Below are 14,995 nucleotides of genomic sequence, written 5' to 3'. Positions count from 1 at the left end.
GAAGAAGAACATGAGACGAGTAAAATTAACGGTCGCGTACGATGGGACCAATTATTGCGGATGGCAGATACAGCCAAATGGAATCACCATAGAGGAAGTGTTAAGGCAGATCATTTCCAGGATAACCGGGGAGGATATTTCCATTATCGGAGCCAGCAGGACGGATTCCGGTGTGCATGCACTTGGGAATGTGGCGGTATTTGACACAGAAAGTACAATCCCGCCGGAGAGGATGTCCTATGCTATTAACCGGAAATTGCCGGAAGATATTGTTATTGTAAAATCTGAAGAAGTTCCGACAGACTGGCATCCAAGGTATCAGGACTGCATTAAGACATATGAGTATCGGATCCTGAATGCGAAGACACCGATTCCTACTATGCGCCTGACCCACGAATTTGTCTCCTTCCCGCTGGATGAGAAGAAGATGAAAAAGGCGGCCGCCTATCTTGTTGGCACACATGATTTTGCAAGTTTCTGTAATATACGTACCAATGTGGAAGATACGGTGCGCACTGTATACTCTCTGGATGTGGAAAGACGTGGTGTGGAAATCGTGATCCGTATTACAGGCAACGGGTTCCTCTACAACATGGTGCGGATCATTGCAGGGACACTGATCCGCGTGGGGAGAGAGTTTTATCAGCCTTTGGATGTAAAAGAGATTTTGGAAAAAAGGAAACGCACGGAAGCAGGTGTGACTGCAGCGGCAAGAGGGCTTACTCTTGTTGAAATCCGCTATCCAAAATGGGAGAAAGGCGGCGTTTCTTTATGAGGATACTGAGCATTACAGCCCAAAAACCGGACAGCACGGGGAGCGGCGTCTATATGACAGAGCTGATAAAAAACTGGCAGAAACAAGGGCATGAGCAGGCGGCAGTGGCCGGAGTTTACATAGAAGATAAGGTACAGTTCCCGGAAGGTGTTTGTTTCTATCCGGTATATTTTCATTCGGATGTCCTCCCTTTTTCCATTGCAGGTATGTCGGATGAAATGCCTTATGAGAGCACGAGATACCGGGATTTTGACGAGACCATGCTAGGACAGTTTTCTATGGCATTTCAAAATGTGGTGGACAAGGCTGTCCGGGAATTTGCTCCGGATGTGATCATCTGCCATCACCTTTATCTTTTGTGCGCACTTGTAAGGGAATGGTATCCGGACCGTCTTGTATTTGCAGTCAGTCATGGGTCTGATCTGCGGCAGATTTCTAAAAATGATATGAAACGGGAATTTATCAAGTCGAAAATCCGTGCCTTGGATGGGATTTTTGCTTTGCAGGAAACGCATAAGGAGGACATTGTACGTATTTTCGGAGTAAATGAGGACAAGATAAAGATTGCGGGAGTTGGCTACAATCAGGAAATTTTTTATGCAGGGAGACAAGAAAGGAAAGAAGACCAGTATACGATTGCTTACGCCGGAAAGATCAGCAAAAAGAAGGGCGTGGAAAGTCTTCTTCGTGCAGTGGAAAAACTGCCTTATCCGCCGGAGCGAGTGACATTGAAACTGGCGGGCGGAGCCGGGAATGAAATAGAGTACGAAAAGATTCGCTCTATTGCCGAAAACCAGACATATCGGACAGAGTTTTTGGGGGTGCTTTCTCAGGAAAGATTGGCAGAACTGTTCCGGAAAAGTCATGTATTTGTCCTGCCGTCATTTTTTGAGGGACTGGCGCTTGTAAACCTGGAGGCCATGGCTTGCGGATGCCAGGTTGTATCCAGCAATACTCCGGGAATGAAAGCGTGGTATGACAGTCATGTCCCAGGGCATGAGATTTCTTTTGTAGAATTGCCGCGTATGAAAAATACAGATGATCCGTATCCGGAAGATTTGCCGGAGTTTGAGGAAGAAATTGCAAGGGCAATCACGGAAAAACTGGAGAATAGAACAGCCCGGAAGGTGGATTTGGAAAAGTGTTCCTGGAGGGCAGTGGCAGAATACATTGTGGAAGAAATTCAGAAAAAACGAGAGAAGGCGTGTTTATAGAAAATGACTATAAATATGCCTTTTTATTATAAAAAACAATTAGAAAACAAAACAGGTGAATGCTACCATAAACAGCAGAAATACACGAAAAGGAGAGTCAAAATGTTTATAGATTTGCACATGCATGAAAGTACTTATTCAAAGGACAGTTTTCTCAAACTTGAAGATATGGTTGCCATAGGAAGGAAAAGAGGATTGGATGCGATCTGCATCACAGACCACGATGATATGGGCCTTAAAAAGGCAGCGGAAGAGTACGCAAAAGAAGTAGGTTTTCCTATCTTTGTGGGCATTGAATATTTTTCCCTTCAGGGTGATATCGTAGCGTTTGGAATTGAGGAGTATCCAAAGAAAAGGGTGAGTGCGCAGGCGTTTATCGATCTTGTGAAAAGCCAGGGGGGCATCTGTTTTGCTGCCCATCCTTTTCGGAATAATAACCGGGGGCTGGAAGAAAATTTAAAGATTGTAAAAGGACTTGACGGGGTGGAAGTATTAAACGGCAGCACTATGCCGGAGGCAAATCAAAAAGCAGCGGATTATGCCAAGGAACTGGGACTTGTGGCCGTGGGAGCAAGTGATTGTCACATCCCTGAAAAAATCGGATTTTTTGCAACGTATTTTCCAAAGAAAGTAACGACAATGGAGGAGTTTATCAAGGTCTTTAAAAGCGGGGGATGCAGGCCAGCCTATTATCAGGATGGCGGATACATGATCTGGGATATGAAAACGAAGATACACAAACCATATAAGATTGCATAGAAAGAGAAAATATTAGTTAGTTGATAAAATCTAATAGACAAAAAGGAAATAAGGTTGGAAAAGTGGATGAAAAGAGATATAATAAGGCAAGGGAGTGAATAACAAGAAACTACAAACTGAATTCAAAAAATCAATAGGGAGGTTTGGTGGTTATGAAAAAAAGGATGCAGATTTTGTCAGTAATGCTGACAGCGACGATGATAGGTACGATGACTCCTGCGGTGGGCGTTTCCGCAGAGACCCCGGATGCGGCGGCTCCTGCAGTTGAGGAGACGGCTCCAGTGACGGAAGAAGTGCAAACAGAGGAAGTAAAGGAAGACACTAAAGAGGAGACAGAGACTTCTGCGGAGGAAACAAAAGATGTCAAGGAAGAGACTCCTGCAGTAGAGACAAAAGAGGAAACTCCTAAGGCAGAAGAAAAAGAGCAGGCAGAGCCGAAGGCGGAAACTGTGAAACAGGAGAAACAGGTGAAACCTGTCACAGTGCAGAAACAAGCGTCAAAAGAGGACAAAAAGCCAGCAGCCGCAAAAACAGCAGCGGAGACTGAAATTGGAGCCAGGGTGAAACTTCAGGCAGTTACAAGACAGACAGTGAGTACAGCTGTTTTGGAACTCCAGATCCAGCTTGCAGATAAAATGATCGAAAGAGGAGATGTTGATTCGGCGTACGATAAATATCGGGATGAATTTTATGCAGCATATAAAGATGCAAAAGATATTGTGGAAAAAGTTCATGGCGGAGATACCTCTGTGACGCAGCAAATGGTGGATGCTGCATGGACAAGGTTGCTTCAGGCAGGGAGCCATTTGAGCAGTAAAAAAGGTGACCCGACAGAACTGAAGGCTTTATACGACGAGGCAGCAGCAATCAATCTTGGTGAATATCTCCCGGAGGGACAGGATGCATTTATAGCTGCCAGAGACACCGCAAAGGCAGTGTTGGATGATGCGGGTAACAACAATCAGGAAACAATGGATGCAGCAAAAGATGCACTCCAGGCAGCAATGGACGCGCTTGTAAAGAAACCAAACAAAGATGAACTTGCCGATCTTTTGGAACAGGCAAAGGGAGAATCTCAAAAAGAGTACACAGAAGATAGCTTGAAAAATCTGCAGGATGCCATTGATGCGGGACAGGTCGTATTTGATAATCCGAATGCAACCCAGGATGAGGTGACAGCGGCAGAAGAGGCTTTGCAGAACGCTTTGGATGCTCTCAAACCAGACAAGAGCGGCCTTGAGGATCTGATCGATAAGGCAGAGGGAACGAACAAAGACGATTACACAAGCGACAGTGTAAAAGATTTAGAGGATGCTTTGGATGCAGCAAATAAGGTAAATGCTGATGAAAATGCAACGCTCGATGAAGTAAAAAAAGCAGAAGATGATTTACAGGATGCTTTGGACAATCTGAAACCGGACAAGGGAGATCTTCAGGATTTGATCGACAAAGCAGAGGACACAAACAAAGACGATTATACAGATGAAAGTGTCAAAGATCTGGAAGATGCCTTAGAAGAAGCAAAGGATGTAAACAATAATCCGGACGCTACGGTGGATGAGATCAAAGAGGCAGAGAAAAACCTTGAGGATGCCTTGGACAATCTGAAACCGGACAAAGGAAATCTTGGGGATTTGATCGACAAAGCAGAGGGAACGGACAAAGACGATTACACAGATGACAGCGTGAAAGATTTAGAGGATGCTCTGGATGCGGCGAAGGATGTATACGACAAAGAGGATGCCACATTAGACGAGATTAAAGAGGCAGAGAAAAACCTTGAGGATGCGCTGGACAATCTGAAACCGGATAAAGGAAATCTTGGCGATTTGATCGACAAAGCAGAGGGAACGGACAAAGACGATTACACAGATGACAGTGTGAAAGATTTAGAGGATGCTCTGGACGCAGCGAAGGATGTATACGACAAAGAGGATGCCACATTAGATGAGATTAAAGAGGCAGAGGATAAACTTCAGGATGCCTTGGACAATCTGAAACCGGACAAAGGAAATCTTGGCGATTTGATCGAGGACGCTGAAAACGAAGACAAAAACGATTACGACGATGACGCATGGGATGATCTGCAGAATGCACTGGAAGATGCAAAGAACGTATATGAAAATGAAAATGCTACACTGGACGAAGTAAAAGCTGCAGAAAAGAGTCTGAAAGATGCATTGGCAGCTGCAAAAGAGAATAAAGAAGAGGATAAAAATTCGGGAAAAACTGATAAGAAAGATGACAAGAAGGACAACAAGAACGATAAGGATGACAAAAAAGCTGCAAAGACAGGTGACGCGGCAAATCCGGCTGCAATGGCAGGATTGATGGCAGCAGCTGCAGCAGCGATCGCAGCGTTCAGGAAAAAACAAAGATAATTCATATTATTTTTTCAACCGTTCATTAAAAAGATGAAAGGAGAGAATCTCCTGGTCAGAAGGCGGCATGGCGATAAAAGTCATGCCGCCTTTATACGTGAAGGGGCATTATATAATAGAATATCCGGATATCAAAATAACTCAAGGTAAGAAAAAGAGGATTTTAGCCCAAGAAAAGAGAATTTTTTAAATAAATTCATTTGACAGAGGTTTAGAATAAAGAGGTATTGATTTTAAGGGAGGAGGTTTTTTATGAAGAAAAAGAAGATTTTTTCTGCAGTACTTGCAGGCGCACTTTCCGTTTCCATGGTGATGCCAGGAATCACAGGGCTGGCACAAGGTGTTTCGGATGCAGCCTATGCAAAGGCAGCGTCCGAAGTCACGGAGTGGAACAACAATCCAGGTGTATTTCAGGTAAACCGTGAGAGGGCGCGTTCCACATTTTACCGCTACGATAATCTGGAGCAGGCGTTAAAAGAGGACAGGGACAGTTCGTCTTATTATCAACTCTTAAACGGAGATGATTGGAAATTCAGCTGGGCGGTAAGACCATCTGAACGAATCGGGGAAAAAGATGAGAATTTTAACAAAAAAAACTATGATGACAGTTCCTGGGATAACATTTCTGTACCTAGAAACTGGCAGACATATGTTAATGAGGACGGCTCTTTTAAGTATGATCCGGTAATCTATTCCAACCAGAACTATCCATGGATGAACGCTGAGGGAAAGTCTTACAAAGACTACAAAGTAGGACAGGCCCCTGTGGAATGCAACCCGGTTGGTACATACAGAAAGACATTTACAGTTGACCCAAGTTGGAAAGGAAAGGAAATTTTCATCAACTTTGAAGGAGCAGAATCCGCGATGTATCTCTGGGTGAACGGAGAGTACATCGGATATGCGGAGGACAGTTTCACGAGAAATGAATTTGACATCACGGACGCTCTTGATTTTTCGGAAGGAAATAAAAATGTGATCACTGTGGAAGTGTACCGCTGGTCTGACGGCAGTTATATTGAAAACCAGGACTTCTTAAGACTTTCCGGACTTTACAGGGATGTTTATCTGACAGCAAAGGAAGAGACGGAAATCCGCGATTTCACCATTGTGACAGATTTGGACGAACAGTATGTGGATGCGGATTTGAAGGTAGATGTTGACCTTAGAAATTTTTCGGGCGAAAACCTGGAAGGATATGAGGTAAAAGGATATCTCTACGACAGCGAAGGAAATCTGGTAACCGAGGAGCCTTTATCCGGGGCAGTGGATTTTAAAGGCAAAAGTGAGACAACGGTATCCCTGATCCGTACCATTGAAAATCCTGAAAAATGGACAGCAGAGCACCCAAATCTTTATGAATTGGTGCTTGTACTGGAAAAAAACGGAGAGCAGGTGGAAATGACATCAAACCAGGTAGGTTTCCGTGAAGTGGAGATCACGGATCCTGGCACAACAGATACAAGACTTCGGGTAAACGGAGAAGTCATTACGATCTACGGTGTGAACCGCCATGAAAACGATCCAAAGACAGGAAGATACCTCACAAAAGAAGATATGGAAGAAGAGATCAAACTGATGAAATCTTTGAATATCAATGCAGTGAGGACCGCGCATTATCCGGATGCGCCGGACTTCTACAAGCTCTGCAATGAGTATGGGCTCTATGTCATGGACGAGGCAAATGTAGAGTCCCACAATGGACGAAGCCAGTATTCTGTGCCTGGAAGTATTCCGGGATATATTGAGGCAGTGGAAGACCGTGCAATCAACATGGTGGAACGTGATAAGAATTATCCGTCCGTGATCATGTGGTCACCGGGAAATGAGACAGGCACCGGGGATTCCCTCCAGGCAGCCATTGATTATTTCCAGGACAATGATGACACGAGAGTGGTGCATTACCAGGGATGGAACGACAATCCGGGCGTGGATGTGTATTCCAACATGTACCCAAACATTGACAGCATCAAAACAAACTATACAAAACCATATATTATGTGTGAGTATCTGCACTCCATGGGAAACAGTGCAGGAGGTATGAAAGAGTATTGGGATAAGATCAGAAGTGCCGGCGTACTTCAGGGCGGATTTATCTGGGACTGGGTGGATCAGACATTCAACACTCCGATCGTGGAAGATGGAGAATGGGATGGAGAGTCCACGTTCTGGGGTTATGACGGAGACTGGAATAAAGGAGACTATTCTTCCTGGAAATCCGGGAACAATAACTTCTGTGTCAACGGAATCATCTCTCCTGACCGGACACTCCAGCCAGAGGCATATGAGGTAAAACGTATTTACCAGGCACTTCAGATGAGTTTAAAGGACGGCACACTGGATACGATCGAGATCAACAATGAGAATATTGATACAAACGCCAATGAGTACAAAATGCTCTGGTCACTGGAGAAAGACGGAAAAACGGTGCAAAACGGAGAAATGGAAGTGGATCTGGCGCCGATGACAAAAGGGGAAGTGAAGATTCCTTACACCGTGCCGACAGATGTCAAAGAAGGAGAAGAATATTTCTTAAATATTTCTTTTGTGACAAAAGAGGATTCTGACTGGGCAAAGGCAGGATATGAAATAGCTGCAGATCAGTTTGATCTTGCATTTGAGGCGCAGGCTGCGGATCTTGGACTTGACACAGACAAGATGGATCCATTTGCAGAAACAGAGTGCGAGGAAACAGATTCTTCCATTACCATCCAAAAGGACAACTGGTCTGTTGGATTTGACAAAGAAAAAGGAACGCTCTCTTCTTTTAAAGTAGACGGGAAAGAAATGATCGCGGAAGGTCTTGAGCCGAACTACTGGAGAGCCTACACTGACAATGATGATAAAGAAGCTGTGGACGCCAAATGGATGAAGGCAAACGACACAGCGGTTGTGGATGATGTAGACGTTGTCAAAAATGAAAAATCCATCTATGTGACCATCAGCCGTACGCTCCCGGACTGTTCAGACTCTAAAGATGTATTGACATATACCATCTATTCATCAGGGGATGTGTTTGTAAAGAGTACCCTTGTGCCTGCAACCGGAATGGGAAATCTGCTCCGCGTAGGAAACCGGGTACAGTTAAGCTCTGACCTGGAAAACATGACATGGTATGGACGCGGAGAGTCTGACAGCTACAGTGACAGAAAAACAGGATATGATGTCGGGGTATATGAAAGCACGGTGAGCGATCAGTTCATCAATTTCGTAAAACCGCAGGAAACAGGCAACAAGACGGATGTACGTTTCATGGCCTTTACAGATGAAAGTGGAAAAGGTCTTCTTGTGGATGCCACAGACCACCTGCTGTCCATGAGTGCACTGCACTACACCCAGGAAGATTTAAACAGTGCCAAACATCCATATGAGCTGAAAGGAACAGACAATGTGGTTGTGACCATTGATTACGCGCAGATGGGACTTGGGACTGCAAGCTGCGGCCAGGCAACATTGTCACAGTATCTCCTTCCGGCAAACCAGAATTATACATACACATATCATCTGAAGGCATTGAGCCAGGCATCATCCGACCAGATGATGGAAGAGAGCAAAGTGACTGCCATGGATTATACAAATCTTTTGAGCGGAATCAAGATTGGAGACAAGGATCTTCCAAAATTCAGCAATGATGTGACATCCTACACATACAATGCAAGTTCGCCGGATGGAACCGTACCGGTGGTGAGTGCGACAGCTGCATCCGAGGATGTGAAAGTGGAGATCACACAGGCAGAAAGCTTTCCGGGAACAGCAACCATAAAGGCCACAGCTGCAAACGGATATACAAAGACATATGAAATCAGGCTTGAGAATTCAGGATCCATTCTGCTCTCTGATCTTGGATATGACACGACAAGAAGCACATCCGGATATGCAGGCATTCATGTCAACGAGGACAATGGCGGAGAGGCTTTGGACCTTTGGATCGACGGAGAGAGAACGGTATTTGAAAATGGATTTGGCGTAAATGCGGAATCCTATCTGTACTTTGATATCTCTTCCCTTGACGTGGAGAGACTGCAGGTTTGGGGCGGTATTGACGCTCACAAAAACAAGACTCAGGATGGAGCTTATCTGGCAGTGCTGGTAGATGGAAAAGAAGTGGAGCGCTCCCCTTTGATGAAACATGGGCAGGATGCATACTTCTTTGACATTGATGTGACAGGTGCAAAGGAAGTGTGTCTGTATGCGGACCAGAATATCAAGAATGGACATGATGAGGTAAGCTGGTGCGATGCAAAAGTGATCATGAAAGGATTCTATGAAGAAGACGAGGATAAGCTGGAATTAAATAGCGATGCAACGGTAAAGATGGACCGTGACAACAATATCATCTACAACATCCCGGCAGGAATGACGTTAGGTGAACTAAAAGCCATGGTAAAATCTGTGGAAGGCGGAGTCATCACAATGGAAGACCCATATCAGGCAAGCTTTGACGGGGATGATTCACCGATCGCAACGGATTATAAGCTGAAACTGACTGTGGATGGAACCGTAAAGGATATATTGGATCTGGCAGTCAACGGCGATGTGGACGGCAGTGCAAACGGGACCCTTGGGGAGGATGATATCACGGCAATGTTCGGACACCTTACCGGAAACGCAGCATTTGACACCTTGAATGCATACGCCGCGGACATGAACCAGGATGGAAACGTGGACGTATCGGACCTTGCAATGGTGCAAAATGGTGTGAAGGCAAACCAAGGAACAAAGGCAGACACTGCGTTCACGCTGAAAGCAGAGGATAAGAGCAAAGAAAAAGGAACTGTTGTCATAATGCAGCATGCAAAACAGGCAGAAGGTGATGTGCTTGGCGTGACAGCGGGCAAGACAACCATTACATACGATGCAGACGCATTTGAACCAACAAGTATTGCCATGGCAGAAGGTGTGAACGGTGAGGCGCAGTATAAAGTGACAGAGCCTGGAAAAGTGGACGTATGGTATACGCTGGACAATGCACCAGCAGATACAGACACATGGAAACTGACATTTGCCACAACAGAAAATACTTCCCAGGTGGCATATGAGTTTGGACAGGACACAGCTGCATGTGCAGGAGATGGAACCGGCGTATCCGGCACTGTGGAGGGAACAAGTGTGATTCCACAGGGAGGCATGGAGGCAACTCTTGTGACAAAGATCACACTTTCCGGTGTTCCTTCGGAAATCAATGCAGGAGATACTTTCACAATGACAGCAGCAGTGGAACCGGAAAACGCGACCGATAAATCTGTAGTATTTTCTTCCTCTGACAACCGTATTCTCTCTGTCACAGCGGACGGAGTGGCAAAGGCACTTTCCAGCGGAACTGCAACCGTGACTGTAACTGCAAAAGACGGCTCAGGTGTGAGTGCAACTATAGATGTGACTGTAGGTTCCAAAGTACAGGGCATGGATGTTTACTATCTGACCGGTGACGGTGTGGAAGGCGCTATGGAGGCGACAGAAGACTATGGAGTGATCAAGTATCGCAGCGATTCCTCTTCCGGATGGGGCGGAATCCACATCAACAAGGCGGACACAGGATCAGCAACTTCCACAACACCGATCAGCTTAAATATCGGCGGAACACAGACTGCATTTGAAAAGGGAATCAGCGCGAATACAGACGCAAATATTTCATTTGACCTCTCTTCCTTTGCAGGAAAAGAAGTGCATTTCCAGACATGGGTAGGTATTGATTATATAAAATATAATAAGACAGGAAGAGACGGGGCAGCGTTTAAGTTCTACAAAGATTCTGTATCAGAGGAGAATCTTCTCTACGATGCAGGAAGGATCGGACAGCAGGATGAGGCAAAATTTGTGGACCTTGATTTGACCGGAGTGAATACGCTCATCTGGGTTGCAGAACAGGGAAATTCCAACAGTGACGACTGCGTTGACTGGGCAGACGCAAAAGTGTATGTGGAGGCGGATGCAGAGCCGGCAGAAATTTCCGCACAAGTTTTGGAATATGCGATCGGGCTTGCGAAAAAAGCAGATACCAAGGATGTTATCCCGGCGATTGCACAGGAATTTGAGGCAAGACTTGCAGCTGCAAATGAGATCCTTGACAAAGTCAACAGCGGCGATACAGAAGTGACTCAGGAAGATGTGGACAATGCATGGAAAGAACTCATCGATATCATGCAGTATCTTGAGTTCAAACAGGGGGATAAGACAGACCTTGAGAAGGTGATCGCATTTGCGGAAAGCCTGGATATGAACGACTATGAAGACAATGAGAAGATGGACGCATTCCTGGAGGCTCTGGATGTGGCACGTAAAGTAAGAGATGATGAGAATGCAATGCAGGAAGAGATCGATGACGCGTGGATGGCACTTTTGAAGGCAACAGCAGAGCTGAACCGCAAGATGGCGGATATGACAGATTTAAACAAAGTCATTGAGTGGACAAGCGCACTGGATTTGTCTCTGTATCTGGAAGAAGGACAGGATGTGTTTGCAAAGGCTTTGGAAAATGCAAAAGCGGTTGCAGGGGATATCACTTCCACACAAAAACAAGTGGACAATGCATGGAAGGCGCTCATGGATGCGGCAAGCGCCCTGAGACTGAAACCGGACAAGAGTGCATTGGAAGAGCTGTTGAATACGGCGGAAGGTTACATGGAAAAAGAAGGTGAGTATGAGGCAGCGGCATTTGCAGCATTCAGAACCGCATATGAGGACGCAACAGCAGTTCTGGAGAATGATCAGGCAACAGGTGACGAAGTAAGAGCAGCCGAAAAGAGTCTTGGGGATGCGATCGAAAAACTGAATGAAAATGCTGGAAAAACAGAAGAGCAGAAAGCGCCAAATGCAGATATGGTGGCAAATGCAGATACATCTGCATCTGACAATGTTGCAGATAAAGCGGATACCAACGATAATGACAATACAAAGACAACAGAAACGAAATCCGCAAAAACAGGCGATGTGGCAAGACATGCAATGCTCGCAGCAGCAATGGCGATGGCAGTGTGTGCGGCAGCCATGGCAGGAAGACGTAAATATGATAGAAGATAGGTAAAAGTGGCTTTTCTCAATGTAAGAAATGGAAATCAAAAGATTTCCGAATAAGTAAGAATTAGACTCCCGACCGGGCTTGTAAGCCAAAGTGCTTGCGGCGTGGCCGGGAGTTTTGGTTTCTTGGGAGTGGTAAATTGTGAAGAGTGGCCTGATAATTAGAAAAAAGGTGAAGAAAATGATCCCGTTTGGAAGAGATAAAATTAGTATAAAACCAAACATTCATTTTTATGTGAGAAGTTCTGTTCCATATGAAAGAGAAGATAAATTTACCTGGTAAAATTAGGAGCTATTATGTATGAAATGTAAGTGTGCAAAAGTTTGGATTTATGGCATACAAAAAATGGAACAATATAACCCTTCATTCATAATAAAGGGTGGCGAAAGGTTACCCCTTCGCCACCTGTTAAATTTAGATCGCTCTTGTATATTTTCTCAGGAATTCCAGTTCCTCGCCCTCCAGGTAAGGAGAGATTTTTTCAAATACAAGTGCATGGTAGTTGTTCAGAAGTTCTTTCTCGCGTTCGCTCATCATATCCGGATTGATAGCATCCAAATCCATTGGAACGTAAGTGATCGGTTCAAAGTACATGAACTGTCCGTACTCATTCTGTTCGCCTTTGCAGCAGAGGAGCTCGTTTTCCAGACGAACGCCGTGGGAGCCCTCGATGTAGATTCCCGGCTCGTCCGTAATGATCATGCCTGCCTCGAATGGATGTACTTCCTGTTCTCTTGCAGTCCAGCGGAAACCGGTCGGCCCCTCGTGAATGTTCAAAAGATAGCCAACGCCGTGTCCGGTGCCGTGGTTAAAATTTAATCCTCTGTCCCAGAATGGTTTTCTGGCCAGAATATCCAGGTTCATACCTGTGCATCCATACATAAATTTCGCATCTGCAAGGGAAAGATTGCTGATCGCTACAAGAGTAAAATCATCTTTCATGTACTGCGGAATTTCACCAAGAGCATAGGTTCTTGTGATGTCCGTAGAGCCTTCATAGAAACCGGCACCTGTGTCTGTAAGGAAAATGCCTCCTTCTTTGAGCTCAACGTCTGTTTCTGGTGAGGAAGAGTAGTGGCAAAGAGCCGCGTGCTCTCCAAAGGAAGAAATCGGCTCAAAGCTTGGGCGGATGAAGTTGCCCTGCTCAGCGCGGAACTCGTCCAGTTTGTCGGATGCGCTCATCTCTGTGATGGTCATCTTTCCGACATTTTCTTTTAACCATTTCATAAATTTCAGATGTGCAACACTGTCTTTGATCTGTGCTTTTCTGATATTTTCAATCTCAGTCTCATTTTTGATGGCCTTTAAAAGCAGTTCCGGATTCTGTCTTTCGATTTTCTTAACACCTGCAGGAATATTGTTGTATAGTGCATAGTTGATTCTTACCGGGTCAAGAAGAAGTGTCTTGTCTTCTGGAATGGATTTTACATCTTCATAGATATCGTTGTACGGATGGATCACAACGCCGGCCTCTTTGATGCGCGCCACTGTGTCTGCATCCAGTTTTGTTTCATTGATATAGAGGTCCATTTTATCCATAGTGATAACAGCATAAGAAAGAACAAGAGGGAAAAATTCCACGTCATTTCCGCGGATGTTCAAGATCCAGCAAATATCATCGATCGTTGCAAGTGTGTGCACGTCTGCGCCAACTTCTTTCATGATCTCGCGGATGCGGGCCAGTTTGGACTGTGTGCTCTCGCCTGCATATTTCATCTCCAGGGTAAAGGCCGGCTCCTCGGAAAGTGCAGGGCGGTCCTCCCAGATTTCATCGATTAGATCGCAATCATAGTTGACAGCCCCGCCTTTGGCTGCTGCAATCGCTGCAAATTCCTGTCCTTCGCCCATGGAGATAACACGTCCGTCAAAGCCGATCGTGCCGTTTGCCGGCAATGTGTCTTTTAAATATTGTGCAACAGTCGGAACACCTGGCTCTCCCATTTTAAAAAGCTTGACTCCGGATCCACTCAGCTCTTTTTCAGCCTGTATAAAATAACGTCCGTCTGTCCAAAGACCTGCCTCATTCTGAGTGATGACAGCAGTACCCGCAGAACCGGTAAATCCGGTGATGAATTCCCTGGCTTTGAAATGTTCTCCTACATACTCACTCTGATGGTTGTCTGCGGAAGGCACAACATAGGCATCCATCTTTTTCTCTGCCATCTGTTCGCGCAATTTTGCTACTCTTTCTGCTACGTTCATATATTCGTTCTCCTCCTTTTATCGCAAATGCGTTTTTTTTCCGAAGTTATTATAACATGGGAGCGGGGAGAACACAATGAAAGGAACCATGACAAAAAATTAATGACCAACTATAAGAAATTTAGATTATGACAATAAAAGAATGAAAAAAGGACGCGCGAAAAATGTGAAAAAAAGCGGGAAGGAAGACAGAGTCAACAGCATCATGCACAGCGATCACGACAATGGTTCCTGAGCTTAGATTTGAGCATCTGTTCGGCAATAATTTGAGGGTTGGGAAAAACTTAAGGATTGTTCAAGGATTAGAACGGTGTAGTAGTGTTTTATAAAAATGGCATTTTTATTGTTTGAAATAAAAAATAATAAAATAATAAAAGCCAGATAATTAATAATGAATAGCAAAAATAGTCAAATAGAATATTGTACAAATATAATAGAAAAATATACATAAAAAAGCATAATTGTATGTTAATATTCTTGCAAAATAGGAAAAAGGAAGGTGAAGATATGAGTTAAAAAAAGAAACATAATAATGTCGAAAAGCAATTTGGTAAATAGTCAAGAGTTATTTTAAAAAGATTTTCATACAAAAGGGTAACCTTAATAGACCTACGACGTATTTTTCAAAAAAGGCGTAAGTTAGGAA

The 14,995-nt window shown here is 44.7% G+C and carries 6 protein-coding genes; 5 read left to right on the top strand and 1 reads right to left on the bottom strand.

What is annotated here, in order from left to right; genetic code table 11:
* Positions 1–10: 10 nt before the first annotated feature.
* The 5 genes from truA (at position 11) to B5F18_RS07545 (ending at position 12,149) form a co-directional block, all read left to right on the top strand.
* On the top strand, positions 11–775 hold the full coding sequence (gene truA, locus B5F18_RS07565) for a tRNA pseudouridine(38-40) synthase TruA (RefSeq protein ID WP_087157078.1): 765 nt from the start codon (positions 11–13) through the stop codon (positions 773–775).
* Complete coding sequence (locus B5F18_RS07560) at positions 772–1,989, top strand: glycosyltransferase family 4 protein (RefSeq protein ID WP_087157077.1); 1,218 nt, start codon at positions 772–774, stop codon at positions 1,987–1,989. The genes truA and B5F18_RS07560 overlap by 4 nt, the downstream gene beginning before the upstream one ends.
* A gap of 102 nt (positions 1,990–2,091) precedes the next feature.
* Positions 2,092–2,748 carry a PHP domain-containing protein gene (locus B5F18_RS07555; protein ID WP_087157076.1) on the top strand — a complete coding sequence of 219 codons (657 nt, stop codon included), beginning with the start codon at positions 2,092–2,094 and terminating at the stop codon, positions 2,746–2,748.
* 152 nt (positions 2,749–2,900) lie between these two features.
* Complete coding sequence (locus tag B5F18_RS07550) at positions 2,901–5,129, top strand: FIVAR domain-containing protein (protein WP_087157075.1); 2,229 nt, start codon at positions 2,901–2,903, stop codon at positions 5,127–5,129.
* A 252-nt stretch (positions 5,130–5,381) separates the two neighbouring features.
* Entirely contained in the window at positions 5,382–12,149 is a 6,768-nt protein-coding gene (locus B5F18_RS07545; RefSeq protein WP_087157074.1) for a glycoside hydrolase family 2 TIM barrel-domain containing protein, read from the top strand.
* A 412-nt stretch (positions 12,150–12,561) separates the two neighbouring features.
* Here the strand turns inward: B5F18_RS07545 and B5F18_RS07540 are convergent, their stop codons facing one another.
* A complete protein-coding gene (locus B5F18_RS07540) occupies positions 12,562–14,349 on the bottom strand; it encodes an aminopeptidase P family N-terminal domain-containing protein (protein ID WP_087157073.1) in 1,788 nt (595 codons plus the stop codon).
* Positions 14,350–14,995 lie beyond the last annotated feature (646 nt).

Origin of the sequence: Lachnoclostridium sp. An181 (assembly GCF_002160325.1) — a bacterium.
Classification (GTDB): domain Bacteria; phylum Bacillota; class Clostridia; order Lachnospirales; family Lachnospiraceae; genus An181.
The sequence above is the reverse complement of the archived record's forward strand: the minus strand, read 5'-3'. Positions and strand labels throughout refer to the sequence as shown.